Consider the following 26,049-nt stretch of genomic DNA (forward strand, 5'->3'; position numbering starts at 1 on the left):
TGGCGGTAGCAGAGGGTTATTAACGCTTGGTTTGTTCGAGTGCGGCCAGGCAGCGCTCTTCGGCGGTGTCCAGCTCCAGCTGCATCTGCTGGATGTCCAGCAGCTGCTGCTGCAGTTGCGCGCGGCGCGCGGCGATCTTCGCCATGAAGGTTTCCAGCTGCTTGCGGTTGCCGCTGGCCGGGTCGTAGAGATCGATCAGCTCCTTGCATTCGGCCAGGGAGAAGCCGATGCGCTTGCCGCGCAGGATCAGCTTCAGGGTCACCAGATCCTTGGGCGTATAGATGCGCTCCTGGCCGCGCCGCTCGGGGGCGAGCAGGCCCTGCTCCTCGTAGAAGCGGATGGCGCGGGTGGTGATGTCCAGTTCGCGGGCCAGATCGGAGATGGAGTAGGTGGTGGCCATGGTCTTCGCTCGTTTACCTTTACGTTAACGTAAACCTGTGCAAATCTGGCTGTCAATCTCACCGAACAACAAGCACAGAGGTTGAGCATGCGTATCGATGATTCCGTATTCCTCATCAGTGGTGGCGCCTCCGGCCTGGGCCTGGCCACCGCACGCGAACTGACCGGGCAGGGCGGCCGGGTGCTGCTGCTGGACATCAACGCCGAGGCCGGCGCGCAGGCCATCGAGGAGCTGGGCGCAGCAGCGCGCTTCGTGCGTGCCGATATCACCCGTGAGGACGATGCCCGCGCCGCAGTGGCGCAGGCCCTGGACACCTTTGGCGGTCTGCACGGGCTGGTCAACTGCGCTGGCATCGCGCCGGCTGAAAAGGTGCTCGGGCGCAACGGCGCGCACGGTCTGGATAGCTTCCGGCGTACCGTGGAAATCAATCTGGTGGGCAGCTTCAACCTGCTGCGCCTGGCCGCCGAGGCCATGGCCAAGGGCACGCCGAACGCAGAGGGCGAGCGCGGGGTCATTATCAATACCGCCTCGGTGGCGGCCTTCGACGGGCAGATGGGCCAGGCTGCCTACGCCGCGTCCAAGGGCGGCGTGGCCGCGTTGACCCTGCCGGCGGCCCGCGATCTGGCGCGTTCCGGCATCCGCGTGATGTGCATCGCCCCCGGCGTGTTCGAGACGCCGATGATGGCCGGCATGCCGCAGGAGGTGCGCGACTCGCTGGCGGCCAATGTGCCATTTCCGCCGCGCCTGGGTCGGCCCGATGAGTACGCCGCGCTGGTACGTCACATCGTCGAGAACCCGATGCTCAACGGCGAGGTGATCCGCCTCGACGGCGCGCTGCGCATGGCAGCGAAATAACGGACTGGCAGCCCGGATGCAATCCGGGAGGACTTACAGCGATTTCCCGGATTGCATCCGGCTACGCGATTTGCAGGTGACATTCATGAAACAACAACTCGACCCCGTGGTTATCGTCAGTGCGGTGCGCACGCCCATGGGCGGCTTTCTCGGCGATCTGGCCGGCCTTTCGGCCGCCGAACTGGGCGCTGCCGCCATTCGTTCGACTCTGGAGCGCGCGGGTCTGGCGCCCGAGGCGGTGGACACGGTGCTGATGGGCTGCGTGCTGCAGGCCGGCCAGGGCCAGGCGCCGGCACGCCAGGCGGCGCTGGGCGCCGGGCTGAGCCAGGCGGTGCAGTGCACCACGCTGAACAAGATGTGTGGCTCGGGCATGCAGGCGCTGATGCTCGGCCATGACCAACTGCTGGCCGGCAGCAGCGACGTGCTGGTGGCCGGCGGCATGGAGAGCATGTCCAATGCACCGTACCTGCTGCCGCGCGCCCGTGGCGGCTATCGCATGGGCCATGGTCAGGTGCTCGATCACATGTTCCTCGACGGCCTGGAGGATGCCTACGAGCGCGGCCGGTTGATGGGCACCTTCGCTGAGGACTGCGCGCAGAGCTACGGCTTCAGTCGCGAGGAACAGGACGCCTACGCCCTGGAGTCGCTGCGCCGCGCCCAGCAGGCGATGGCCGAGGGGCGTTTTGCCGGCGAGATCGTCGCGGTCGAGGCACCGCACGGCCGTGACCGTCACCTGGTCGAGGCCGACGAGCAGCCGCCGAAGGCCCGTCCGGACAAGATCCCGACGCTCAAGCCGGCTTTCCGCGAAGGCGGCACGGTGACCGCGGCCAATGCCAGCTCCATTTCCGACGGCGCCGCCGCGCTGCTGCTGATGCGTCTGTCCGAAGCCCAGGAGCGCGGCCTGACGCCGCTGGCGCGGATCGTCGGGCACGCCGGCCACGCACAGGCGCCGAACCTGTTCACCACTGCGCCGGTGGCGGCTATCCAGCGTCTGCTGACGCGCATCGACTGGTCGCTGGACGAGGTCGACCTGTTCGAGATCAACGAAGCCTTCGCCGTGGTGCCGATGGTGGCCATGCGCGAACTGACCATCACTCACGACAAGCTCAACGTGCACGGCGGCGCCTGCGCGCTGGGCCATCCAATCGGCGCCTCCGGCGCGCGCATCCTGGTCACGCTGCTCTCGGCGCTGCAGCAGCATGGCGGCAAGCGCGGCGTGGCCTCGGTCTGCATCGGCGGCGGGGAAGCCACCGCCGTCGCCATCGAACTGTATTGAGGAGCCTTGTGATGCTGCCATCGGAACAGGATCTGCAGATTCAGGACGCGGCCCGTCAGTTCGCCCAGGAACGCCTGAAACCCTTTGCCGCCGACTGGGATCGCGAACACCGCTTTCCCGCCGAGGCCATTGCCGAAATGGGCCAGCTGGGCTTCATGGGCATGCTGGTGCCGGAGCAGTGGGGAGGTGCCGAGACTGGCCATCTGGCCTATGCCATGGCGCTGGAGGAAGTGGCTGCCGGCGACGGCGCCTGCTCGACGATCATGAGCGTGCACAACTCGGTCGGCTGCATGCCGATCCTCAAGTACGGCAGCGAGGAACAGAAGGAGCGCTTCCTCCGCCCGCTGGCCGAGGGCCGCATGCTCGGTGCCTTCGCCCTCACCGAGCCACAGGCCGGCTCGGATGCCAGCGACCTGCGCACCCGCGCGCGCCGTGATGGCGACCACTATGTGCTTAACGGAGCCAAGCAATTCATCACCTCCGGCAGCCATGCTGGCATGGTGATCGTCTTCGCCGTGACCGATCCGCAGGCGGGCAAGAAGGGCATCAGCGCCTTTATCGTGCCCACCGACACGCCGGGATTCTCGGTGGTGCGGGTGGAGGACAAGCTCGGCCAGCACGCCTCGGACACCTGCCAGATCCAGCTCGACGAGGTGCGCATCCCGGCCCAGCTGCGCCTGGGCGAGGAGGGAGAGGGCTATCGCATCGCCCTGGCCAATCTGGAAGGCGGGCGCATCGGCATCGCAGCCCAGTCGGTGGGCATGGCCCGCGCCGCGTTCGAGGCCGCGCGCGACTATGCCCGCGAGCGGGTGACCTTCGGCAAGCCGATCATCGAGCACCAGGCGGTGTCCTTCCGCCTGGCCGATATGGCTACGCAGATCGCCGTGGCGCGGCAGATGGTGCATCACGCCGCCAGCCTGCGCGAAGCCGGCCGGCCCTGCCTGAACGAAGCTTCGATGGCCAAGCTGTTCGCCTCGGAAATGGCCGAGAAGGTCTGCTCGGCGGCCATCCAGACCCTCGGCGGCTACGGCTATCTCAAGGACTTCCCGGTCGAGCGCATCTACCGGGACGTGCGCGTGTGCCAGATCTACGAGGGCACCAGCGACGTGCAGCGGATGGTAATTGCGCGCAGTCTGTAGGCGGCTTCGGCGCGAATTAAAGGGTGTTTCCCGTTGCGCCGGCGCGTTGGTGGATTGGTGGATGTAGAAGGCGACATCCCCCCTACGTAGGGTGGATCGCGCTTCACCGATCCACCGTTGCGGTGACCTGGCCGGATCAATCGAAGCGGTACTGCACTCCGGCGCCAACATACCAGGCACGCTCTGGGCCGGGTTCGTAGAAGCGGCCGTTGCCGTCGCCGACGATCACCGAGCCGATGTATTCGCGATCCAGCAGGTTGTCGATGCGCAGCACCTGATTGAACGTCAGGGCGCCGAGACTCTGCTCGAAACGCGCCTGCCAGTTGAACAGCGCGTAGCTCGGAGCCGCCTTGGCCGTATTGCTGTCTTCGACGTAGAGCTTGCTGCGGTACAGGCCTTCGATGGCGGTGCTGAAGCCCTCCCGCGGTTGCCAGGTGAGTTCGCCAAACAGGGTGCGGGCGGGTATGCCCGGCAAGTGGTTGCCGTCCTCGATCAGCCGGCCGTTGCTGGTGAAGTCCTTGCTGTAGGTGGCGTCGATATGGGTATAGGCGAGGTTGGCGTGCAGGGTCTCGCTCAGTTGGCTTTCCACTGCCAGCTCTACTCCTCGGCGGCGGGTCTGGGCAGCGTTCTGGAAGCGCGAACGGCCGCCGCTGGCTGATTCCACCACCAGCTCGTCGTCGGTATCGATCTGGAACAACGCCAGCTGCAGGCTGGTGGCCTTGGCCAGACGCGCCTTGAGGCCAACTTCAATCTGCTCGCTGGTAGCCGGTTTCAGGTCGAAGCCGAAGCTGTTGTCGGGGCCTGAATAGGACAGCTCGTTGAGCGTCGGCGTCTCCAGCCCCTTGCCCCAGCTGGCGTAGATATTCAGCTCGGGGAGCAGGGCGTAGCTGGCGCCCAAGGTCGGTGTCAGCTCGCGGTAGGTCACTGAACCGCTGTCGTCGCCATTGCCGAGGAAGCGGTCGTCCACCTCGAACTCCACCTGGCTGTGGCGCAGACCGGCCTGCAGGTCGAGCTTGCCCAGCTGCCAGGCCGCCTGAATATAGGGTGACAGGCTGGTCACCTCGTTGCGTTCGTCGCGGCGCAGGTTGCCTTTCACACCCAGGGTGCTGCCGACAAAGTTCTCATAGCCCTGACGGTCGTCGCGCGAGAAGTCGTAGTCCAGCCCGGCGGTCAGGGTCAGCAGGCTGCTGCCGAGGTCGAATGGCTGAATCCAGCGGTTGCCGATGCCGTGGAAGTGCCGCTCGAAATCGATCACCCCACCTGAGTGCGACGGGTTGCCCTGCACCGCGACGGGAATGGACTGGTACTGAATTACCCGCCGCGTGCCGCTGTACAGCGTGCTTTGCCAGGTGCCGGCGGCGAAGCTGCGCTCGTAATTGAGCGCCAATTGGCGGTGATCAACAGTCTTGCGCGTGTTGAACTCAAGGGCGCTGGGGGCAGCGGCGCGGCGATCTTTCTGCACCTGCTGCCAGGTCAGGCCCTGTGGATCTTCGGTGTCGTTCTGATCCAGCTCGCTGACGCTCAGGCTGAGCTTGCTGAGATCATCCGGGTACAGCGTCAGCTTGGCGAAGGTCTTGTCGAGGATGGCACCGCTGTGGTCGCGGTAGCCATCGGTCTCGAAGTGCGAGCGGTTGATGATAAAGCCCGCCTTGTCATTGCCGCCTTCGGCCGCGACGCGGGTGCGGCTGGTGCCGTAGGCGGCCTGCGAGGTATCGACGGAAACCTTGGGTGCACCTTCGCCGTCACGCGAAAACAGCTGGATCACGCCACCGGAGTTGCTGCCATAAACGCTGGCGAACGGCCCGCGCAGTACTTCGATACGCTCCAACGTGTCGAGGTCGAAGGTCGCCGCCTGACCCTGACCGTCAGGGTTGGACAGCGGTACGCCATCGGCCAGCAGCTTGATGCCACGGATGCCGAACGCCGAGCGGGCGCCGAAGCCGCGCGAGGACACCTGCAGATCCTGCGCGTAGTTCTGCCGGTTCTGCACCACCAGCCCGGGCACGCTGCCGAGCGCCTCGGACGGGTTGACGCCGGGCTTGCCGAGCGTTGCCTGCTCGGCATCGATGCGGTTGACCGAGAAGGGCAGTTGCCAGCCACTGGCCTGGTAGCGGCTGCCGGTGACTACCAGCGGGGCGGTGTGATAGGCAGCTTCCTCGGCCTGCGCGGCCAGTGGCAGGAACAGCGTAGGCAGCCAGGCACAGCGTTTCAGCCGGTGCATAAGCGAAAGTTCTCCGATGTGGCAGGTAGGTGATCTTGACCGCGTCATGCGCTCCGGGACCAGTGCCGCCTGGTGAGCATCAGAAGAAATGCTCTACGAAATGTTGCCGGGGAGGGTTGTCGAGTCATTTGGATAGCGCTAACATCCGGCTCAAACAATGAGCGGCCCACTCGATGGTGCCCATGGAGTTCCCATGCAACAGCAGCCTTCCGCACTGCCTGCCCGCACCACGCTCGTGGTCATGGGCGTCAGTGGCTCCGGCAAGAGCGAGATCAGCCAGGCGGTTGCCACTGCGCTCGGCTGGCGCCATATCGAAGCCGATCACTTCCATCCTCTCGAAAACGTAGAGCGCATGCGCGCCGGCATTGCGCTGAGCGACGAAGATCGTCGGCAGTGGCTGGATGCGCTGTGCGAACGGATGTTGGCCGCTCAGGCGGCTGGCGAGAGTTTCGTCCTGGCCTGCTCGGCGCTCAAACGGACCTACCGCGAGCGTTTGCGCCAGGCAATTCCGGGGCTGCAGTTCGTGCACCTGGATATCGATCACGCCACTGCGGTGCAGCGTGTCGGTGCGCGGCCCGGGCATTTCATGCCGACCTCTCTGGTGGACAGCCAGTTCGCCACCCTCGAAAGCCCGGCGGGGGAACCGCATGTGTACGTTGTTGATGCGCAGCTGCCCCTGCAGGCCCTGGTGACCGAGATCCAGGACTGGGTGCGCCGTGATGCCTCGGAGGCGGGCTCCAGTGAAGTCCGTAATGTCCTCGATAGCGAGATTGATAGCGCTAACCAGGCGGCCCGGCTGGGCGCCGAGCCTATCTACGATGGACGTATCGCGCGTCTGTTCGATCGCCTGACCGACAGCCTGATGGCCGTTCTGATGGCCTTCATGGTGGTGGCCGTTTTCGCCAACGTGGTGCTGCGCTATGCGTTCGGCACCGGCTGGCCGGGCGCCGAGGAGCTGTCGCGGCTGGCCTTCGTCTGGCTGGTATTCGTAGGCGTGGCTTCCAGCATGCGCCGTGGCGAGCTGATGACCTTTCGCATGATTCGTGATCGCTTCCCGCTGCTGGCGCAGCGGCTGGTGGATTCGCTGAGCTGGATGCTGGTCACCTTGGCCAGCCTGCTCTCGGCCTGGGGCGCCTGGAATCAGGTGCAGTTCGGCTGGGGCAATGTCAGCACGGTGGTCGGTTACCCGGTGGTGCTGGCCATGCTGCCTGTGCTGGCGAGCATGCTGGTGCTGGCGATTCTCGCCGTGGTGCAACTGGTCAATCTCTGGCGGCACGCGCCGCAACGGGCGCTGTCGCAGGCGCACGCAGAATGATGCCGGCCCCATTCCAACAAGACGGGCACTGCCCACCGAGGATCTGCCGATGACTGTCGCGGTATTTCTTTCATCCCTGCTGGGGTTCATGGCATTCGGCATGCCCATCGCGTTCGCCCTGGTCCTCACTGCGGCCGTGCTGATGTGGTACCTGGATTTCTGGGACGTGCAGTTGCTGGCGCAGAATCTGCTGGCCGGTGCCGACAGCTTTCCGCTGCTCGCGGTACCTTTCTTCATCCTGGCCGGTGAGCTGATGAATGCCGGCGGCATTTCCCGGCGCATCATCGCCATGGCCCAGGCGTATTTCGGCCACCTGCGTGGCGGCCTGGGCTACGTTGCCATCGCTGCCGCCGTGCTGCTGGCCAGCATGTCCGGTTCGGCCCTGGCCGATACCGCTGCACTGGCAACCTTGCTGCTGCCGATGATGCGTCAGCGGGGTTATCCGGTGCATTCCTCGGCCGGCCTGGTGGCCGCTGGCGGCATCATCGCGCCGATCATTCCGCCGTCGATGCCCTTCGTGATCTACGGCGTGGTCACCAATACGTCCATCAGCCAGCTGTTCATGGCCGGCCTGGTGCCGGGACTGATCATGGGCGCAGGGCTGATCATAGCTTGGACCCTGATCGCCCGTGGCTTTACCGAGCCGACGCCGCCCAAGGCCAGTGCCGCCGAGCGGCGCCGGGTGCTGATCGATGGTGTGGCGGCGCTGATGCTGCCGGTGATCATCGTCGGCGGCCTGCGCTTCGGCATTTTCACGCCTACCGAGGCGGCCGTGGTTGCGGCGGTCTATGCCCTGGCCGTATCCACCTTGCTCTACCGTGAGCTGAGCTGGACCGACCTGATGGAAACCCTGACCCGCGCCAGCCGCACCACCGCGTCGGTGATGTTCCTCTGCGCGGCCGCCACCGTATCGGCCTACATGATCACCCTGGCCCAGCTGCCGGACGAGATCGGCGCCATGCTCGGGCCGCTGGCCGAACATCCGCGCTTGCTGGTACTGGCAATCATGCTGCTGATGATCGCGGTGGGCATGGTGCTGGACCTGACGCCGACCATCCTGATTCTGGCGCCGGTGCTGGCCCCCATTGCGATCAAGGCCGGGGTCGATCCGGTGTATTTCGGCGTGATGTTCGTGCTGATCGGCTCCATCGGTCTGATCACCCCGCCAGTCGGCACGGTGCTCAATGTCGTCGGCGGTATCGGCAAGTTGCGCATGGAGGTTCTGGTGCGCGGCGTGATGCCGTTCTTCCTGATCTATCTGGCGATCGTCGTGATGCTGGTGGCTTTCCCGGCCATTGTCACCGTGCCGCTGGCCTGGTTGCGCTGAGTTGACCCACCGGCGCTGGTGCGCCGGCAACATTCACAACAATAAGAGGTAGTCCCGATGAAACGTCCGCTGCTCGCCATCCTCACCGCTGCCATGCTGTGCAGCCCGCTCGCCAGTGTCTCCGCCCATGCCGATGAGGTGCGCTCGCGCATGATTCGTTTCGGTTACGGCCTCAATGAAAACAGTAACCAGGGACGTGCGGCCAAGCTGTTCGCCGAAGAGGTCGCCAAGGCTTCCGACGGCAAACTCAAGGTGCGTACCTTCGGTGCCGCCAGCCTGGGCTCGGATGATCAGATGCAGAGTGCGCTGATCGGCGGTGCTCAGGAAATGATGGTTGGTTCCACCGCGACCCTGGTGGGCATCACCAAGGAAATGGCGGTGTGGGACACGCCTTTCCTGTTCAGCAGCGCCGAACAGGCCGATGTCGTACTGGACGGCCCGGTGGGGCGTCAGGTGATGGACAAGCTGGAGGAGAAAGGCCTGGTCGGGCTGGTGTATTGGGAGAACGGCTTCCGCAACCTGACCAACAACAGCCGCCCGATCAGCAAGCTGGAGGACTTCTCCGGGGTCAAGTTGCGTGTGATGCCCAACCCGGTGTTTCTCGAGACCTTCAAGCTGATGGGCGCCAACGCTGTGCCGTTGCCGTTCTCCGAGCTGTTCACCGCGCTTGAGACCAAGGCGGTCGACGGCCAGGAAAACCCCTTCAACACCATCCTCTCCTCGAAGTTCTACGAGGTGCAGAAGTACCTGACCGTGACCAACCACGTTTACAGCCCCTGGATCGTCACCGTGTCCAAACGCTGGTGGGACGGCCTGTCGCAGACCGAGCAGAACATTCTGCTGGAGGCGGCCAAGAAAGCCCGCGACTTCGAGCGCAAGGATACCCGCGAGGAAGCAGCCAGTGCCCTGGCCGAGCTGAAGGACAAGGGCATGCAGATCAACGAAGTGGATCCCGCCGAGGTGCAGCGCATGCGCGAGCAGGCCGCCCCGGCGATCCAGAAGGTGGTCGATACGGTCGGTCAGCAACTGTTCGATCAGGTCCAGGCCGAAGCCGAGAAGGCCGCTTTGTAAGAGCCTGCCCGGACCAGGCTGAGCAACGCACAGCCTGGTCCGGGTGGTGTCGCAGTTTCGCGGGGCACGCAGGCGGTAGCACTCCTTGCATGGTGGCGTTACCCCGGGCGGCGTGTCCCGCGCTTTATTCGCCGGTCGGGCTGATAGAATCGTCCGCTGGTAAACAATGGAGGCGCTATGACTCAACGCCGTCGCCGCTCCGCCGAACGCGTCACCCTGTCCGATGTGGCCAAGGCCGCAGGCTGTTCGCTGATGTCTGCCTCGCGCGCGCTGTCGCAGCCGGGGCGGGTGTCCGATGCGCTGCGCGAGCAGGTAATGCGCGCAGCCCAGGCGCTGGGCTATGTGCCAAACCCGGCAGCCCGCGCCCTGGCCAGCTCGCGATCTAACCTGGTGGCCGTGGTCATTCCTTCGCTGTCGAACTCGGTCTTCGTCGATACCGTCGAGGCAATCCAGCGCGTGCTGATGCCAGCCGGTTTCGAGATGATGATCGGCGTCAGTCATTACCGGGTCGAGGAGGACGAGCGCTTGCTGCGCTCCTACTTGGCGCACCAGCCTGCCGGTTTGCTGGTGACCGGTTTCGAGCGCAGCGATGCGGCGCGCGAAATCCTCGGTGCCAGCAATTGTCCGCTGGTCACACTGATGGAACTGAGCAAGGAGCCGGAGGATTATTGCGTCGGCTTCTCGCAGATGGATGCAGGTGCTGCCATGACCCGTGCTCTGGTGCAGCGCGGCTACCGTCATATCGCCTTTGCCGCGGCGCAGCTCGACCCGCGTACCTTGCAGCGCGCCGAAGGCTATCGCCAGGTCATGCGCTACCTCAATCGCTACGACCCCGCGCTGGAACTGCTGACGCCGCAGTTGTCGTCCATCGGCCTCGGTGCCGAGTTGCTCGATCGTCTGCTGGCGCAGCAGCCGCAGATCGATGCGGTGTTCTTCAACAACGACGACCTGGCCATGGGCGCGCTGTTTAGAGCCCGCCAGTTGGGGCTGGATGTGCCTGGGCGCCTGGCCATCGCCGGCTTCAACGACCTGCCTGCCGCGGCATGGATGCATCCGGCGTTGAGTACGGTGCGCACCACGCGCGGCCGGGTTGGCGAGCTGGCGGCGAACATGCTGCTGACGTTGATGCGTGGTGAAACGCCAAAGCAGCACTGCGTCGACGTCGGTTTTGAACTGGTGATGCGTGACAGCGCCTGACGCCACTGCTTCCTGCTGCGTATCTGACCTGTTTGCGGCGCGCAGGCCCCGCTGAAGCGGGTGCACCTTGCTCGCAGGCGCAGAAGGCACGGAAGCGGCACCCGAGCGCGCCTTGACAGTTTGTTGTTGGCTTCTCTAGGATGCGCACTGCGCCGATTTAAACAGCTACTTGCGGGGCGCCTCAGGGTGTTGTCATCAACGCCTGAAATTCCGCTAAAGCGCTGGTTCGGTGTCGCCTCTCACCGCTGCCCAGCGGGATTCTCGAGGCGGAGACGCGGTCATGATTTGTCCCCAACCCCTTGTTCGCCTGGCGCCCATCACTTCGGGCCTGCTGCTGCGCAATCCGCGCGTACTGCTTGGCGGTAATCACCAACCCACCTTGCTGCGTTATCTCGAAGGCTGGCCCAAGCGCTGGGCCGGGTCGCGTGCCTTTCGCATCCAGTTCGTGCAGAACGGCGAGTCGCTAAGCCGCTTCGCTCGTGACAGCTTCGACCTGGCGGTGATCCAGGCGCCCTGTGCGGATGAAGTGGCGCAAACGGTCGGTGAGCTGGTGCGCGTGGCACGTCAGGGGTTGATCACCCGACGCTAGGTCTGCGTGGCCGATGGCCTGTGCAGCGCCTGGTATCAGGCGCCGCAACACCTCAGGGATACTCGATCTCGACGATGTAGCAGGTCTTCTCGCCGCCGGGGCTGTGTACCTGCACCTCGGCGTCCAGTTCCTTGCCGACCAGGGCGCGGGCCAGTGGCGAGTCGATGCTGATCAGGCTCTGTTTCAGATCCAGTTCGTCGGGGCCGACGATGCGGTAGCGCGACTGTTCGCCGTCCTCATCCTCGATGGTTACCCAGGCGCCGAAATACACCTTGTTCGGATCGGACGGTTTCTCGCGGACGACCTTGAGCTTTTCCAGGCGCTTGGTCAGAAAGCGCACGCGGCTGTCGATCTCCCGCAGCATCTTCTTGCCGTAGGTGTACTCGGCGTTTTCCGAGCGGTCGCCCTGGGCCGCCGCCTCGCTGACCGACTGTGTCACCTGCGGTCTGCGCACATGCCACAGCTCATGCAGCTCGGCGCGCAGGCGCGCTTCGCCTTCAGGCGTGATCAATGGGGTACCGGCGGGGCGAGGAGGGCGATAGCGGCTCATGGTCTCTCGGTTCCAGGGAGGGGCGCCAAGTCTAGCAAACCCCTTTCTTGGTTCTCAGCCTTCGCGCAGCACGCTCAGAGGGCTGGCACTCAGCGCACGTCGGGTGCCGAGAACACCGGCCAGGCCGATCAGCAGAGCGCCTATCACAGGCAGCAGAAGCAACCAGGGGTGAGGTTGCCAGCTCATGTCGAAGGCATAGCGATAGAGCAGGAAACTTACCAGCTCGCAGCCCAGAGCAGCGAGCAGGCCAGCGGCAGCACCGAGCAGGCCGAACTCGGCGCGCCGAGCGCTGATGAGCAACCTGCGCTCGGCGCCCAATGCGCGCAGCAGCGCGCCCTGGCGAATGCGTTCGTCCAGTGTTGCCTGCAGCCCTGCGAGGAGGACCGTAATGCCGGCGGCGAGTACGAACAGCAGCACGTATTCAATGGCCAGAGTGACCTGGGCGAGGATGCTGCGCAGCTGCGCCAGCAGCGCGTCGACCTGCAGAAGCGTCACGCTGGGGAAGGCGCGGCTGAGCTTGATGAGTTCCGCATCCTGGCCGGGCGGCAGGTAGAAGCTGGTCAGATAGGTGGCGGGCAGGTCCTGCAGGGTCTGTGGTTCGAAGATCATGTAGAAATTGGGCTGGAAAGTGTCCCAGTCCACCTGGCGCAGGCTGGTGACCTGCGCTTCACGTTCGATGCCGCCAACGTTGAAACGCAGGCGATCGCCCAGCTTGAGTTGCAGGCTTTCGGCTAGCTTGGCTTCGACGGAAACGCCCGGCAGCTCACTGGGGTGTGTGGCGTCCCACCAGCTACCTGCGGTGATCAGGTTGTCCGATGGCAGCTGTTCGGCCCAGGTCAGGCTCAGATCGCGCTGGATGGCGCGCTCACCGCGGCTTTCCTTGCTCACCAGTTGGCGCACCGGCTCATCGTTGATCATGATCAGCCGGCCCGGTACCACCGGATACAGCGGCGCTGGATGCGGCGACAGTTCGGCCAGGCGCGCGGCGAAGGCATCACGTTCGGCCGGCAGTACATTGAGCGCGAAGTGATTGGGCGCATCTTCCGGCAACTGGTCCTGCCAGTTGTCCAGCAGTTCGCCGCGCAGCAGGGCGATCAGCGCCATGGCCAGCAGGATCAGGCCGAAGGCCAGCGACTGGCCGGCGGCGGCCAGCGGGTGGCGCAGCAGTTGCCCAAGACCCAGGCGCCAGGGCAGGGCAGCGCGTTGCAGCAATCGGCGCAGGCTTTGCAGAGCGAGCAGAAGCAGACCGCCGAGTAGCAGCGTGGCGAGCAGGCCGCCACCGAGCAGCGCCAGCGTCAGTTTCAGATCCAGGCTCAGGCGCCACATGATCAGCCCCAGCGCGATCAGCGCCGCCCCATACACCAGCCAGGAACTGGCTGGCACTGGCAGCATGTCACGACGCAGCACGCGCAGCGGTGGCACGCGGCCGAGAGCTGCCAGCGGCGGCAGAGCGAAGCCGGCCAGTGCCACCAGACCGGTAGCCATCCCGGCGACAGCTGGCCACAGGTCGGCAGGCGGCAGATCATCGGGGATCAGACCGCGTAGCAGATGGAACAGCACGTGCTGGCCGGACCAGCCGAGAAGTGCTCCGAGCACGCTGGCGATCAGCCCGAGCATCGCCAGTTGCAGGCCGAACAGTGTCAGTGCCTCGCGTCGTGATAGCCCGAGGCAACGCAGCAGCGCGCTGGCGTCGAAACGACGTGCGGCGAAGCGTGCCGCCGACAACGCCACCGCGACGCCGGCGAGCAGCACTGCCGCCAGGCTGGCCAGGTTCAGATAACGTTCGGCCCGGCCGAGTGCACCACCGACCTGGCGATTGCCGTCGCGGGCATCCTCCAGGCGCTGGTTGGGCTCCAGAGCGGCTTCGACGGCCTGACGGTAGGCCGCCAGCGCGTCGGTATCACCGCGCCAGAGTTCGCGAAAGTGCACACGGCTGCCAGGCTGCACGACCTCGGTTGCAGCGAGGTCGTCCAGGTGCATCAGCACCCTGGGCGTCAGGCTGTAGAAATCGCCAGCGGTGTCCGGGTCATAGGTCAGCACGCGGCTCAAACGCAGCGTCCTGGCGCCGATCTCCAGCTCGTCGCCGATCTTCAGGTTCAGCGCGACCATCAGGCGCGCCTCTGCCCAGACTTCGCCGGGACGCGGGCCGGCGCCCACTTCTTCTGATGCGTAGGGTTCAGCCGCGCTCCTCAGTTCGCCGCGCAGCGGATAAAGGCTGTCGACTGCCTTGACGCTGGCCAGCTGGATACCGTCCGCTGCGGCAATCACGCTGGAGAACTCCACCGCCCGGGCGTGATCAAGGCCCAGCCCGAGCCCGGCATCGATCTGCTCCCGGCTGGCCGGCGAGCTGCCACTCAGGCGCAGGTCGGCGGCGAGAAATTCGCTGGCGCGCAGCAGCATGGCGTCATTGAGGCGAGCACTGAAGTAGCCGATGGCGCTGCTGGCCGCCACGGCGACCAGCAAGGCGAAGAACAGCACCCGCAACTCGCCGGCGCGGGCATCACGCAACAGTTGGCGGGCGGCGAGCGAAAACAGGCGAGCGAAGGGCACGCGTTTCATCAGGGCTCCACGCTGTCGATCAGGTGCCCGCCTTCCAGGCGGATCAGGCGCTGGCAACGATGCGCCAGACGCTCGTCGTGGGTCACCAGTACCAGCGTTGTGCCGCGTTCCTGATTGAGCTGAAAGAGCAGGTCGCTAATGCGTTCACCGGTATGGCTATCGAGATTGCCGGTGGGTTCGTCGGCGAACAGCACGTCGGGGTCGGCGGCGAAGGCGCGCGCGATGGCCACGCGCTGCTGTTCACCGCCGGAGAGCTGGCGCGGGTAGTGCGTCAGGCGCTGGCCGAGGCCGACGCGTTCGAGCAACGCGCGGGCGCGCTGGCGGGCGTCGGCATGACCCTCCAGCTCCAGCGGCAGCATCACGTTCTCCAGTGCATTGAGACTGTCGAGCAACTGGAACGACTGGAAGACGAAGCCGACATGCTCGGCGCGCAAGCGCGCACGCTGATCTTCATCGAGTTCGCTGAGGTTTTGGCCGGCCAGCAGCACGGCACCGCCGCTGGGCAGGTCAAGGCCGGCGAGCAGGCCGAGCAGGGTGGATTTGCCGGAGCCGGAGCTGCCGACGATGGCCAGGCTGTCGCCCTTGCTCAGTTCCAGATCGAGGTCGTGAAGGATGGTCAGCTCGCCTTCCGCGCTGCTGACCACTTTGCTAAGGTTCCGCGCAGCGAGAATGCTCGAAGTCATGGAGATTCCAAATGCGTGCATGGTGGCTCAGTGGTGCCTTGGCCCTGATGTTCTGGGCTCAGGGAGCGGTTGCAGGCACCCTGCTTGTGGTCGGCGATAGTATCAGCGCCGCTTTTGGCCTGGATAGCCGTGTGGGATGGGTCGCCTTGCTGGAAAAGCGCCTCCGGGATGAGGGCTTCGAGCACTCGGTGGTCAACGCCTCGATCAGCGGCGATACCAGCGCAGGCGGCGCCGCACGGCTCTCCGCGCTGCTTGCCGCACACAAACCGGAGCTGGTCATCATCGAACTCGGCGGCAATGATGGCCTGCGTGGCCAGCCCCCTGCGCAATTGCAGCAGAATCTTGCTTCGATGATCGACGCATCGCAGTCTGCAGGTGCCAGGGTACTGCTCTTGGGCATGCGTTTGCCGCCCAACTATGGCGCGCGCTACACCACGGCCTTTGCGCAGGTGTTCGCTGATCTGGCCGAGCAGAAGCAGGTTCCGCTGGTGCCGTTCTTTCTGGAAGGCGTTGGCGGTGTACCGGGGATGATGCAGGCCGATGGCATTCATCCGGCCGAGGCCGCGCAGGCCATACTGCTGGACAATGTCTGGCCGACTCTCCAACCCTTGTTGTAACGACCGCTTTGCGCGGGAAAACTGAACGGGCAGAGGCTTTTCCGCCTCAAGTCTTTCGGCTAATGTGGCCGACCTGTCACGGAGCCCCAGATGCCGCGTCCCGCCTGGTCCCTATACGCCTATCAACTGATCGAGCCGGATGAGCAGCTGGATCTGTTCGCCTGTCGCGAGGCGCGTGTGCACCTCGTGGCCCGACAGTTGCGTCTGGGAGGTCATGCTGACCGCACGCTATGCGGTGGTTTGCTACCGGCACAGCCGCGTTGGCGCGCGCTGGAAAAGGTATGGCTGCGTGATCGTCGGCTGTGCCCTGCGTGTCTGGCGACTTTCGAGGCGCAGCGACAGGGCTTGTGCTCGAACTGGGCGGATGGCTGACGCCTGCCAGGCTTTCAAACAGCGGTGTACAATCGCCGCAATATCATTCAACTCTCCAAGGGACTCCCGGATGTTGTCGCGCTTTTCTGCGGTCAACCGTTGCCTGACGCTGGTCGCACTGTGCTCCAGTGCCGCGGTACAGGCTCTCGAACTTCCACTGCCGCCGCCAGGTGAGGATGTGGTCGGCCAGGTACAGGTGATCAAGGCCAAGTACGAGGACACCTTCGCCGATCTGGGAACGGCAAACGATCTCGGCTATCTGGAAATGGTCGCAGCCAACCCGGGCGTCGACCCCTGGTTGCCTGGCGAGGGCAGCGAAGTCATCCTGCCGACGCGTTACGTGCTGCCGCCTGGCCCGCGCGAGGGCATCGTGATCAACCTGGCCGAGTATCGTCTGTACTACTTCCCGAAAGGGCAGAACGTGGTGCATACATTCCCGTTGGGTATCGGTCGAGAAGGCTGGGGCTCGCCACTGGGCGTTGGCCGGGTGACGGTGAAGACGCCGAACCCGGCCTGGTATCCACCCAAGTCGATACGTGAAGAGCACGCCGCCGAGGGGGATATCCTGCCCACTGTCGTACCACCTGGCCCCGACAACCCGCTCGGTCCGTACAAGCTCACGCTGTCGTTCCCCGGCTACCTGATTCATGGTTCGAACAAGAAGTTCGGTATCGGTATGCGCGTCAGCCATGGCTGCTTCCGCATGCTCAATCACAATGTTCTGCAGCTGGCGGGTATGGTGCCGGTCGGTACTCCGGTGCGTATTCTGAATGAGCCCTACAAGTTCGGCGTGAGTGGCGGCAAGGTCTATCTGGAAGCCCATGCGCCGCTGGATGATGAAGGCGATCCATCCGTTGTCGACAAGCACACGGCGGTGATCAACGCGCTGCTCAAGCGCGATGAGCTCAGTGGTCTGCGCCTTGATTGGGAAATGGTCCGCGAAGTGGTCGCTGCCGAGGACGGCATTCCGGTTCCTATCGCCTCGCAAACCGAGAGCGTGGTAGCCAGCAGCGACAATCCGTTCTGATCTGCCTGGGACCCAAAAGCCCGCCCGCTTTCATGCCGGCGGGCTTTTTATTGTCTGATTGCCAGGGTTTCAAGCTTGGCTGCAGGCAATAAAAAAGCCGCGCCAGTTGCCTGGGCGGCTTTGGGAAAAACGAGTCGCAAATTACTTGCGGCTGGCTTTTTCCAGCATGCGCAGAGCACGCTCGTTAGCTTCGTCAGCGGTCTGCTGAGCTTTCTGAGCGGCAGCCAGAGCTTCATCAGCCTTGCGGTAGGCTTCGTCAGCACGGGCTTGAGCGCGAGCAGCTGCGTCTTCAGTAGCAGTCAGACGAGCTTCGGTTTCTTTGGAGATGCTGCTGCAACCAGTAGCCAGAACAGCGGCCAGAGCCAGAGCAGAGAATTTCAGAACGTTGTTCATCGTGTTCCCCTTGAGGTGGAGTTTTCCATATAAAGCAATTCCCCAACAGCGGGAAATTAGCCGGCGTACATACTACCTATTACTTTTAGTAAGTAAACGGAGCCAAGGCAAGAGTTGCAGTTTTTTTTTTTCTCCGGATACGCCGCTGCAGGGTACGGGCTACGGGGGCTGGCTAAAAAACAGCCAGTTACGCAATCCATACAGTGCTCCGATTGTACGAACTGTTATAACTGTCCCGACTTGGAACTAAGAGCAATAAGGAGAAGCTGGATGCTTGGGAATCTGGGGCTCTTGCTGGGGCTGGCGCTACTTATCTTCATGGCGTTGCGTGGAGTGAACATTTTCATCGCAGCATTGCTATGTTCGATTCTGGTGGCGCTGAGCAATGGTGTCGTCGTACCTCGTGCACTACTTGAACATTTTCCATTCGGCCCACTGGGCGCCTTCACCTTTGCCGGCAAGTTCTTCGTGCTGTTTCTCTGCGGTGCGATCTTCGGCAAGGTGATGGCGGCGAGTCAGGCGGCCGGCAGTATCGCCCAGGCCATTACCCGCGGGCTGGGAACTCAACGCACGCTGTGGGTGGCGATGCTGGTTTGTGCGGTGCTGACCTACGGCGGAGTCGTGGTGTTCGTGGTTATCTTCACCATGTACCCGCTGGGCATCACGCTGATGCGCGAGGCCAATCTGCCCAAACGACTGTTCTGTGCCGCCACAGCGCTCGGCGCCGGTACCTTCACCATGACGGCGTTGCCCGGTTCTCCATCGATTCACAACGTGATTGCTGCCAGTGCATTGGGCACAGACCTGTTCGCCGGTGCCTGGATCGGGATCTTCGCTTCCCTGGTGATGATCGTCCTTGGCATGGTGGCGCCTGGCGCGTGAGCGGGGCGAAGGCTTCGAGCCCAATGCGCAGGACGAACGCATGCAGCAGTTGGCCGGTGCACCGGGCTGCGGGCCATATTGGGGCCTGGCGCTGGTGCCGATCGTCGTGGTGCTGGGAATCATTCTCCTGCCACGCCTGCTTGCGTTGTCCGCAGCGGTCGTACCGGGGGAGGGGGCATTGGGCGGGCTGCTGGCGTTCAGTCAGGCGCAGCCGATTCTCTGGCCTAGCCTGGCTCTGGTGATCGCCACCAGCGTCGCTGTGCTGATGTTTCCGAGCTTGCGTCGCAATACCCTGGGGTTGCTGGGGCAGGGGGCGGACGATTCGATCATGCCGCTGCTGAATACGGCGGCGGTAATCGGCTTTGGCGGGGTCGTTACCCAGACTGCAGGTTTTGCCCAGTTCGCCCAGTGGATACTCGCCGTCGACCTGCCACCACTGCTGTCGGTCTTCGCCTCGGTCAGTGTGGTGTCGGGGATTGTCGGCTCGTCCTCCGGTGGCTTGCAGATATTCATGCAGACCCTGGCGCCGCGCTATCTGGAAATGGGGGTGGAGCCGGAGGTGCTGCACCGTATCGCCAACATCACCGCCGGCGGCCTGGATTCGCTGCCGCACTGCGGCGCGGTGATCGCCATGCTGATGATCATGGGGCTGACACATAAGCAGGCGTACAAGGACATCTTCGTCATCACCGTACTGATCCCGGTGATCGCGGCGCTGCTCAGCATCGCACTTCTCAGCGTCTGATTGCTCGTGCTGGACGGTTCTGTGCCTGATAAGCTTGGCGGATCGCGATGCAGAAGCAGGATCCGGGTTTGCGCTTTTGCCAAAGCAACGGTATGAAGTAAAAGTAGATGCGCCGCTAACGGTTGCGGCTAGAGGAGAGAAGATGAGCGAGGGGTTGTCCATCCAGCATGACCAGACGAGTCACCAGTTCGTGACGACCGTCGATGGTGATCGTGCCTATCTGGCCTATATGGATCTGGGCAAGCAGACGCTGGACATCTATCGCACCTTCGTACCCAACTCACTGCGTGGTCGCGGCATCGCCGCAGCGCTGACCGAGCATGCCCTGCAGTATGCCGAAGACAAGGGTTATACTGTGATTCCCTCCTGCTCCTATGTCGAACGCTACATGGAGCGTCGTTCGCGACAGCAGTAGGAAGGTCAAATACGAAAACGCCGGGCAATGCCCGGCGTTTTCTTTGCTGTCTGCCCCTCAGGCGCGATTGCGCTTGGGCAGTACATCCTTGAGCTTGGCGTGCATGCTGCGCAGGCTCTTCTCGGTAGTGTCCCAGTCGATGCAGGCATCGGTAATGGATACGCCGTACTTGAGATCGCACAGGTTCTTCGGAATCGACTGATTGCCCCAACCCAGATGGCTCTCGACCATCAGGCCGACGATGGAGTTGTTGCCTTCGAGAATCTGGTTGGCGACGTTCTCCAGTACCAGCGGCTGCAGGGCCGGGTCCTTGTTGGAGTTGGCGTGGCTGCAGTCGACCATGATGTTCGGGCGGATGCCGGCTTTGGCCAGTTCCTGCTCACAAATGGCCACGCTGACCGAATCGTAGTTGGGCTTGCCGTTGCCGCCGCGCAGCACCACGTGACCGTAGGCGTTGCCCTTGGTGGTGACGATGGATACGCCGCCTTCCTGGTTGATGCCGAGGAAGCGGTGCGGGCTGGAGACCGACTGCAGTGCGTTGATCGCGACGGTCAGGCCACCGTCGGTACCGTTCTTGAAGCCAACAGCCGAGGACAGGCCCGAGGCCATCTCGCGGTGGGTCTGGGATTCGGTGGTACGGGCGCCGATGGCCGACCAGCTGATCAGATCCTGCAGGTATTGCGGGGAGATCGGGTCGAGGGCTTCGGTGGCGGTGGGCAGGCCCATTTCCGCCAGGTCGAGCAGCAGTTGGCGACCGATGCGCAGGCCATCCTGGATCTTGAACGAGTCATCCAGATACGGATCGTTGATCAGACCTTTCCAGCCGACGGTGGTACGCGGTTTCTCGAAGTACACGCGCATGACCAGGAACAGGCTGTCGGACACTTCGGCAGCCAGCACCTTGAGGCGCTCGGCATATTCGTGGGCGGCCTTGATGTCGTGGATGGAGCAGGGGCCGACGACCACGAACAAGCGATGATCCTTGCCGTCGAGGATGTCGCGTACCACCTGACGACCATGGGCGACGGTCTTCAGTGCGCTATCGGTCAGGGGAATTTCGCGTTTGAGCTGATCGGGGGTGATCAGGGTTTCGTTGGAAGCGACGTTGAGGTCGTCGATTGGTAAATCAGCCATCGTGCTATTCATCGGGTCAGGTCGTCAGGTCACGGGTGCCGGCCGCCAGCGATCCCCTATGGCGGTGCACAGCTAGTTGGTGCAGGGGGAGCCGAACCTTAGCGCGTACGGGGCTGCGCGACAATGGGCGTTAAGTTCAATAGGCCTCATAGATTGGCAGTATGAGGTGGCCGATTGCCTTGCGGATGATGGCGACGCTTCAATCAGGCGAAATAGGGAAACTCGGCGGCATGTTTGGCGATCCAGTCCCGAGCGCATTGTTCGATGGCGATGGACTGGCCCGACTCCTGTTCCAGTTGTTGGCGATAATGCTGGATCTGGCAGACCTGTTCGACCATGCGTGCGCGGAACAGCGTGTCTTCATCGATGAAGGCGATGCCCACCAGATAACCGTTATCCTCGCGTCGACACCAGGCCACGACCCCGGGATAGCGCGCCTGATCGCCGAACAGCGGAATGCGCAGCTCCACCGAGGTACCACGGCGAAAGGCACGCAACGAGTTGCAAGCGACCCCGCCGAGGCTGATATTGTTCAGCCGTTGCCGGGGAATGCAGGTTTGTCTGCGTCGCACCAGTTCCACCGGCATGTCGCTTGGATGACGCAGAAACTTACGCATGAACACCGACCTTGAATGCAGGCAAACTGATGTCAGTGAGTGCAGTATAGCGATGCAACTGGAACTGACCGATCTGGATGCTGATCGCCTTCTGCTCGATCTCCCGGGAGTTTCGCTACTGGTGTTCACAAGCGAGGGCTGTGCCAGCTGTCGTTGGGCACGCCAGACATTGCCAGGCATGCGCCTGCCGGTGGAGCGCCTGTGCTGGGTCGACGCCGGGCATAACGCCGGATTGGTGGCGCGTTATGAGGTCTTCCATCTGCCCGCTCTGTTTCTGGTCAGGGACGGACTTTTCCTTGGCGCATTGCATGCCCGTCTTATTCATTCCGATCTGCTAACCGCCATGGGCGAGGCTGTGCTTCGACCGGCTGAGGAGCTTCCCTGATGTCCCAAACCTCCGCGCCGCGTATCGGTATCATCGGCACCGGTGCTATCGGCGGCTTCTACGGCGTGCTGCTGGCACGTGCCGGGCACGACGTGCACTTCCTGCTGCGTAGTGAATACACCGCCGTTGTCGAGCGTGGCCTGCAACTGAACAGCAGCGTGCACGGTGCGCTGCACCTGATGCCGGTGCAGGCCTATCAGAATATCGGGGACATGCCGCAGTGCGACTGGCTGCTGGTGGGGGCCAAGACTACCGCCAATGCCGAGCTGGCGCCCTTGATCACCAGGGCAGCCGCGCCCGGCGCCAAGGTGGTGCTGTTACAGAACGGTCTGGCTGTGGAGGATGAGCTGCGTCCGCTGCTCAGTGATGATCTGCACCTGCTGGGTGGGCTTTGCTACATCTGCGTTCATCGCAGTGCGCCGGGGGTGATCGAGCATCAGGCGCTGGGTGCGATCAACCTGGCCTATCACTCAGGACCGCTGGATGACGACGAGGCGCGTCTGGCGCTGGTCGAGGAGGGCGCGAGCCTGCTGCGCAGTACCGGTCTGGACTCGGCGGCGATGCGCGACCTGGCGCAGACCCGTTGGCAGAAACTGGTGTGGAACGTCCCTTACAACGGCCTGTCAGTGCTGCTTGATGCTGATACGCGGCGCCTGATGGACAATGCCGATAGCCGTGCGCTGATCGCCGACATGATGAACGAAGTGGTTAGCGCCGCTCAGGCGCTTGGCTATGCCATGCCTGAGAACTATGCGGACAAACTGCTGGCGGCGACGCAGCGCATGCCCGATTACCTGCCGAGCATGTATCACGACTTTGCCCAGAGGCGGCCCGCCGAGTTGCACGCCATTTATGAAGCGCCTCTGGCGGCTGCGGACTCAGCGAGCTTCGATATGCCCAAGGTGCGCGCGCTGTATCAGGCGCTACGTTTCATTCAGGCTCGCCGGGAGGCCTAAGCATGGGCAAGGGATTGAAAGACAAACTGGTCCTGGCGATTTCCTCGCGGGCGCTGTTCGATCTGAGCGAAAGCCACCAGATTTACGAAAGCGAAGGAGTAGAAGCCTATCGTCGCTACCAGATCGAGCATGAGGACGAAGTGCTGATGCCGGGTGATGCTTTTCCTCTGGTGGAGAAGTTGCTGGGTTTGAACACACGACTCAGCGAGCAGCGCGTCGAAGTCATTCTGGTATCGCGCAACAGTGCCGATACCGGTCTGCGTGCGTTCAATTCGATCCAGCATTATGGTCTCGGCATTTCCCGTGCGGCGTTCGTTGGCGGCCGCAGCCCCGATCCCTATCTGGCGGCCTTTGGCTGCCATCTGTTCCTGTCTACCCATGCAGACGATGTGCGCAATGCGCTGAAAGCCGGTTTCGGTGCGGCCACGCTGCTTTCCGGTGGTACCCGGCGGGCCAGCAGCAACGAGTTGCGCATTGCCTTCGATGGCGATGCCGTGCTGTTTTCCGACGACTCCGAGCGCGTCTACCAAAGCGGCGGCCTCAATGCCTTTCAGGATCACGAGCGTGAGTCCGCCCGACAGGCCTTGCCTGGTGGGCCTTTCAAGCCCTTTCTGGCCGCATTGCACAACCTGCAGCAGGAATTTCCCGAAGATGAGTGCCCGATCCGTACGGCGCTTGTCACGGCCCGTTCGGCACCGGCGCATGAGCGGGTGATCCGCACGTTGCGCGAATGGAACATCCGCCTGGATGAATCCTTCTTCCTGGGTGGGCTGGACAAGTCAGCGGTGCTGGAGGCCTTCGCTGCCGACGTGTTCTTCGACGACCAGACCGGACACTGCGAAAAAGCGCGCCAGGTGGTGGCCACCGGTCACGTCCCTCATGGCGTGAGCAACGAACTGTTGCCCTGAGCCATGCGGATCAGTGACCAAGTGGCTGTATATAGCCATTCGTCCTAAATAACGCTGCCGACCTTGCTTTGTCTGATGCGCTGCTAAGCTCAATCAAGGGCCTACGCAAGCAGTCGAGGAGGCCGCGTGATCCGCTCGATACTTTATGCCACCGATCTGGGGCTTTATGCCTCCTATGTGCTGCAGCACGCCCTTGCGCTGAGTCGCAGCTTCGGCGCCGATCTGTATGTGGTGCATGCGGTGGAACCCATGGGGCTGTTTGCCGAATCCGTACTGCAGACCTATCTGGACGAGGACACCCTTGGGGAGCTGCGTCGAAATGGTCTGAGCAGCGTCATGGCCAGCATCGAGCAGCGCGTGCTGGAGGGTTTTCGCGATGAGCTGGGAGACGGTCAGCAGGACCTTAAACTGATTCGTGCAGTGCGGGTGGTACAGGGGGATCCACCGGCGGTAATTCTCGAGGAGGCGCAGAAACTTGGGGTGGATCTGCTGGTCGTAGGCAGTCACAGCCATGGCACCGATCTGACCGTGCCTCTGGGGCGTACGGCCGCGCGGATCGTGCAATTGTCGGAGGCACCGGTGTATCTGGTGCCCATGCTGCAACACCGGGGGCACGCAGATCTGTAAGAAGAGGAGGATGTCAAAAAGTTCTAGGCTGTTCGATTAAACCAATAATATGGTTATATAAGGCATTGGCAGGCTGTTGGCCTGTCTTACTGCTCTGAGGGAAATCTATGAAGCTTCAGCAATTGCGCTACATCTGGGAAGTTGCGCATCACGACCTCAACGTATCGGCTACCGCTCAGAGCCTGTACACCTCGCAACCAGGGATCAGCAAGCAGATTCGCTTGCTCGAGGATGAGCTGGGCGTGGAAGTTTTCGCCCGCAGCGGCAAGCACCTGACCCGCGTGACCCCGGCCGGGGAGCGCATCATTACCACGGCTGGCGAAATCCTGCGCAAGGTCGAAAGCATCAAGCAGATCGCCCAGGAGTTCTCCAACGAGAAGAAGGGCACGCTGTCCATTGCCACCACTCACACCCAAGCGCGTTATGCCTTGCCGCCGGTGATCAGCGCCTTCATCAGGCAGTACCCCGACGTCGCGCTGCACATGCACCAAGGCACACCGACGCAGATCGCCGAGATGGCTGCCGATGGCAGTGTCGATTTCGCCATCGCCACCGAAGGTCTGGAACTGTTCAACGACCTGATCATGATGCCCTGCTACCGCTGGAACCGTTGCGTGGTGGTGCCGCAGGGGCACCCGTTGACCAAGCTGCCGAAGCTGACCCTCGAGGCCCTGGCCGAGCATCCCATCGTCACCTATGTATTCGGTTTCACCGGACGCTCGAAACTGGACGAAGCCTTCAGCCATCGCGGCCTGACGCCCAAGGTGGTGTTCACCGCAGCCGATGCCGACGTGATCAAGACCTACGTGCGCCTGAACCTGGGGGTCGGCATCGTGGCCAAGATGGCCGTCGATCCCAAGCTGGACCCGGATCTGGTGGTGCTCGATGCCGATGACCTGTTCGAGCCCAGCGTGACCAAGATCGGTTTCCGCCGCGGCACCTTCCTGCGTGGCTTCATGTGCGACTTCATCGAGCGGTTCGCTCCGCACCTGACCCGAGACATGTTGGCCAAGGCAGTGCAGTGCCACAACAAGTCCGAACTCGAAGACCTGTTCGCGGATGTCGAGCTGCCGATGCATTGATGCATACGCTGAAACGAAACATGGCGCCCAAGGGCGCCATGTTTCGTTTCAGCCGGTGTCGATCAATGGCTCAGGTGCAGGCCGCACTCGCGATTGTCTTCGCCCTTGGTCGGGTCGTAGTAATCGAATTCGTTCGGCAGGTCGTGAGCGACCAGATACTGGTAAAGATCCTTGGAAGTCCAGTGCAGCAGCGGGGCGACCTTGATCAGGCCGTCCGGGTTGATGCTGATCGGCTCCATCTGCGCACGCACGGCCGTGTCTGTGGCGCGCAGGGCGGTGAACCATACGCTTGGCGCGGTTTCGCGCAGGGCTCGGGCGAAGGGCTCGAGTTTCACTTCTTCGGTGAACGCCGCGTGGCGCGGATCATCCAGGCCGGGCACCGGGCCGTCGATGGCCTCGCGATGCGCGCGCGAGCGCTTGGGCAGGTAGGTGATCAGGTTAAGGTTCAGCTTGCGCGTCACCTCGTCGGCGAAACGGTAGGTGGCTTCGGTGTTGTAGCCGCTGTCCATCCAGACCACCGGGATATCCGGTTTGACCTGGCTGACCATGTGCAGGATCACCGCTTCGAAGGGGCGGAAGTTGGTGGTGCAGATGGCGGGTTTGCCCAGTCCGATGGCCCACTGCACCAGTTTTTCAGGCTGGTTGCCGAGTTCGGCGTTGAGCGCGTCCAGGTCGAGTTCCATGGTGAGGACTCCAGATCGTGTGCG

At 63.3% G+C, this 26,049-nt stretch carries 26 protein-coding genes and 1 pseudogene; 18 read left to right on the plus strand and 9 right to left on the minus strand.

The window, feature by feature from the left end; all coding sequences use genetic code 11:
* Window positions 1-19 precede the first annotated feature (19 nt).
* Complete coding sequence (locus tag OEG79_RS09695) at window positions 20-400, minus strand: MerR family transcriptional regulator (protein WP_264148510.1); 381 nt, start codon at window positions 398-400, stop codon at window positions 20-22.
* A gap of 87 nt (window positions 401-487) precedes the next feature.
* Between OEG79_RS09695 and OEG79_RS09700 the strand changes: the two genes are divergently transcribed.
* From OEG79_RS09700 to OEG79_RS09710, 3 genes are all read left to right on the plus strand, one after another.
* Window positions 488-1,255, plus strand: a complete 768-nt coding sequence (locus OEG79_RS09700) for a 3-hydroxyacyl-CoA dehydrogenase (protein ID WP_264148511.1) — start codon at window positions 488-490, stop codon at window positions 1,253-1,255.
* A gap of 85 nt (window positions 1,256-1,340) precedes the next feature.
* Window positions 1,341-2,531, plus strand: coding sequence for an acetyl-CoA C-acyltransferase (locus tag OEG79_RS09705; RefSeq protein WP_264148512.1), 1,191 nt, complete (start codon window positions 1,341-1,343; stop codon window positions 2,529-2,531).
* 11 nt (window positions 2,532-2,542) lie between these two features.
* Complete coding sequence (locus OEG79_RS09710) at window positions 2,543-3,670, plus strand: acyl-CoA dehydrogenase family protein (RefSeq protein WP_264148513.1); 1,128 nt, start codon at window positions 2,543-2,545, stop codon at window positions 3,668-3,670.
* A 136-nt stretch (window positions 3,671-3,806) separates the two neighbouring features.
* On the opposite strand, the gene OEG79_RS09715 is transcribed toward OEG79_RS09710, so the two are convergent.
* Window positions 3,807-5,891 carry a TonB-dependent receptor family protein gene (locus OEG79_RS09715; RefSeq protein WP_264148514.1) on the minus strand — a complete coding sequence of 695 codons (2,085 nt, stop codon included), beginning with the start codon at window positions 5,889-5,891 and terminating at the stop codon, window positions 3,807-3,809.
* Window positions 5,892-6,084: 193 nt separating this feature from the next.
* Here OEG79_RS09715 and OEG79_RS09720 point away from each other — a divergent pair, with 193 nt between their 5' ends.
* The 5 genes from OEG79_RS09720 to OEG79_RS09740 all read left to right on the plus strand — a co-directional run bounded on the left by OEG79_RS09720 (window position 6,085) and on the right by OEG79_RS09740 (window position 11,390).
* Complete coding sequence (locus tag OEG79_RS09720) at window positions 6,085-7,206, plus strand: gluconokinase, GntK/IdnK-type (RefSeq protein WP_264148515.1); 1,122 nt, start codon at window positions 6,085-6,087, stop codon at window positions 7,204-7,206.
* Window positions 7,207-7,255: 49 nt separating this feature from the next.
* On the plus strand, window positions 7,256-8,533 hold the full coding sequence (locus OEG79_RS09725; protein WP_264148516.1) for a TRAP transporter large permease: 1,278 nt from the start codon (window positions 7,256-7,258) through the stop codon (window positions 8,531-8,533).
* 57 nt (window positions 8,534-8,590) lie between these two features.
* Window positions 8,591-9,604, plus strand: coding sequence for a TRAP transporter substrate-binding protein (locus OEG79_RS09730; RefSeq protein WP_264148517.1), 1,014 nt, complete (start codon window positions 8,591-8,593; stop codon window positions 9,602-9,604).
* Between the two features lie 177 nt (window positions 9,605-9,781).
* The gene (locus OEG79_RS09735; protein ID WP_264148518.1) at window positions 9,782-10,801 is read left to right on the plus strand and encodes a LacI family DNA-binding transcriptional regulator; all 1,020 of its coding nucleotides are present in this window, start codon (window positions 9,782-9,784) and stop codon (window positions 10,799-10,801) included.
* A 280-nt stretch (window positions 10,802-11,081) separates the two neighbouring features.
* Window positions 11,082-11,390 (plus strand): class I SAM-dependent methyltransferase, encoded by a 309-nt coding sequence (locus OEG79_RS09740; protein ID WP_264148519.1) that lies wholly within the window; start codon window positions 11,082-11,084, stop codon window positions 11,388-11,390.
* Between the two features lie 52 nt (window positions 11,391-11,442).
* Here OEG79_RS09740 and greB read toward each other — a convergent pair whose 3' ends face one another.
* From greB to OEG79_RS09755, 3 genes are read right to left on the minus strand one after another with little or no spacing between them, the layout of a single operon-like run.
* Window positions 11,443-11,940, minus strand: coding sequence for a transcription elongation factor GreB (gene greB, locus OEG79_RS09745; protein ID WP_264148520.1), 498 nt, complete (start codon window positions 11,938-11,940; stop codon window positions 11,443-11,445).
* Between the two features lie 54 nt (window positions 11,941-11,994).
* Window positions 11,995-14,499, minus strand: a complete 2,505-nt coding sequence (locus OEG79_RS09750; protein ID WP_264148521.1) for an ABC transporter permease — start codon at window positions 14,497-14,499, stop codon at window positions 11,995-11,997.
* Entirely contained in the window at window positions 14,499-15,182 is a 684-nt protein-coding gene (locus OEG79_RS09755) for an ABC transporter ATP-binding protein (protein WP_264148522.1), read from the minus strand. Before OEG79_RS09755 ends, OEG79_RS09750 begins: the two co-directional genes overlap by 1 nt.
* A gap of 11 nt (window positions 15,183-15,193) precedes the next feature.
* Here OEG79_RS09755 and OEG79_RS09760 point away from each other — a divergent pair, with 11 nt between their 5' ends.
* The 3 genes from OEG79_RS09760 to OEG79_RS09770 all read left to right on the plus strand — a co-directional run bounded on the left by OEG79_RS09760 (window position 15,194) and on the right by OEG79_RS09770 (window position 17,198).
* Window positions 15,194-15,799 carry an arylesterase gene (locus tag OEG79_RS09760; RefSeq protein WP_264148523.1) on the plus strand — a complete coding sequence of 202 codons (606 nt, stop codon included), beginning with the start codon at window positions 15,194-15,196 and terminating at the stop codon, window positions 15,797-15,799.
* Between the two features lie 90 nt (window positions 15,800-15,889).
* Window positions 15,890-16,171 carry a hypothetical protein gene (locus OEG79_RS09765; protein WP_264148524.1) on the plus strand — a complete coding sequence of 94 codons (282 nt, stop codon included), beginning with the start codon at window positions 15,890-15,892 and terminating at the stop codon, window positions 16,169-16,171.
* A 70-nt stretch (window positions 16,172-16,241) separates the two neighbouring features.
* On the plus strand, window positions 16,242-17,198 hold the full coding sequence (locus OEG79_RS09770; protein WP_264148525.1) for a L,D-transpeptidase family protein: 957 nt from the start codon (window positions 16,242-16,244) through the stop codon (window positions 17,196-17,198).
* Window positions 17,199-17,339: 141 nt separating this feature from the next.
* Here OEG79_RS09770 and oprI read toward each other — a convergent pair whose 3' ends face one another.
* Window positions 17,340-17,591: an outer membrane lipoprotei OprI gene (oprI, locus tag OEG79_RS09775; RefSeq protein WP_106740573.1), complete on the minus strand. Its 252-nt coding sequence runs from the start codon at window positions 17,589-17,591 to the stop codon at window positions 17,340-17,342.
* A gap of 270 nt (window positions 17,592-17,861) precedes the next feature.
* On the opposite strand from oprI, the pseudogene OEG79_RS21195 reads away from it, so the two are divergent.
* Both OEG79_RS21195 and OEG79_RS09790 read left to right on the plus strand, forming a co-directional pair.
* Window positions 17,862-19,218, plus strand: a pseudogene (locus tag OEG79_RS21195) (GntP family permease).
* A 142-nt stretch (window positions 19,219-19,360) separates the two neighbouring features.
* Window positions 19,361-19,633: a GNAT family N-acetyltransferase gene (locus OEG79_RS09790; protein ID WP_264148528.1), complete on the plus strand. Its 273-nt coding sequence runs from the start codon at window positions 19,361-19,363 to the stop codon at window positions 19,631-19,633.
* Window positions 19,634-19,690: 57 nt separating this feature from the next.
* Here OEG79_RS09790 and OEG79_RS09795 read toward each other — a convergent pair whose 3' ends face one another.
* Complete coding sequence (locus OEG79_RS09795) at window positions 19,691-20,767, minus strand: 3-deoxy-7-phosphoheptulonate synthase (RefSeq protein WP_264148529.1); 1,077 nt, start codon at window positions 20,765-20,767, stop codon at window positions 19,691-19,693.
* A gap of 203 nt (window positions 20,768-20,970) precedes the next feature.
* A complete protein-coding gene (locus OEG79_RS09800) occupies window positions 20,971-21,384 on the minus strand; it encodes a PilZ domain-containing protein (RefSeq protein ID WP_264148530.1) in 414 nt (137 codons plus the stop codon).
* Here OEG79_RS09800 and OEG79_RS09805 point away from each other — a divergent pair.
* The 5 genes from OEG79_RS09805 to cysB all read left to right on the plus strand — a co-directional run bounded on the left by OEG79_RS09805 (window position 21,383) and on the right by cysB (window position 25,342).
* Complete coding sequence (locus tag OEG79_RS09805) at window positions 21,383-21,769, plus strand: thioredoxin (RefSeq protein ID WP_264148531.1); 387 nt, start codon at window positions 21,383-21,385, stop codon at window positions 21,767-21,769. The two genes, OEG79_RS09800 and OEG79_RS09805, sit on opposite strands and share 2 nt — an antisense overlap.
* Window positions 21,769-22,725 (plus strand): putative 2-dehydropantoate 2-reductase, encoded by a 957-nt coding sequence (locus tag OEG79_RS09810; RefSeq protein ID WP_264148532.1) that lies wholly within the window; start codon window positions 21,769-21,771, stop codon window positions 22,723-22,725. Before OEG79_RS09805 ends, OEG79_RS09810 begins: the two co-directional genes overlap by 1 nt.
* Before the next feature lie 2 nt (window positions 22,726-22,727).
* On the plus strand, window positions 22,728-23,633 hold the full coding sequence (locus OEG79_RS09815) for a 5'-nucleotidase (protein ID WP_264148533.1): 906 nt from the start codon (window positions 22,728-22,730) through the stop codon (window positions 23,631-23,633).
* A gap of 126 nt (window positions 23,634-23,759) precedes the next feature.
* Entirely contained in the window at window positions 23,760-24,260 is a 501-nt protein-coding gene (locus OEG79_RS09820) for a universal stress protein (RefSeq protein WP_264148534.1), read from the plus strand.
* A gap of 107 nt (window positions 24,261-24,367) precedes the next feature.
* The gene (cysB, locus tag OEG79_RS09825; protein ID WP_264148535.1) at window positions 24,368-25,342 is read left to right on the plus strand and encodes an HTH-type transcriptional regulator CysB; all 975 of its coding nucleotides are present in this window, start codon (window positions 24,368-24,370) and stop codon (window positions 25,340-25,342) included.
* Window positions 25,343-25,404: 62 nt separating this feature from the next.
* Here cysB and OEG79_RS09830 read toward each other — a convergent pair whose 3' ends face one another.
* The gene (locus tag OEG79_RS09830; RefSeq protein ID WP_264148536.1) at window positions 25,405-26,025 is read right to left on the minus strand and encodes a phosphoadenosine phosphosulfate reductase family protein; all 621 of its coding nucleotides are present in this window, start codon (window positions 26,023-26,025) and stop codon (window positions 25,405-25,407) included.
* Window positions 26,026-26,049 lie beyond the last annotated feature (24 nt).

Origin of the sequence: Pseudomonas sp. Z8(2022), from assembly GCF_025837155.1 — a bacterium.
In the GTDB taxonomy this organism is placed as follows: domain Bacteria; phylum Pseudomonadota; class Gammaproteobacteria; order Pseudomonadales; family Pseudomonadaceae; genus Aquipseudomonas.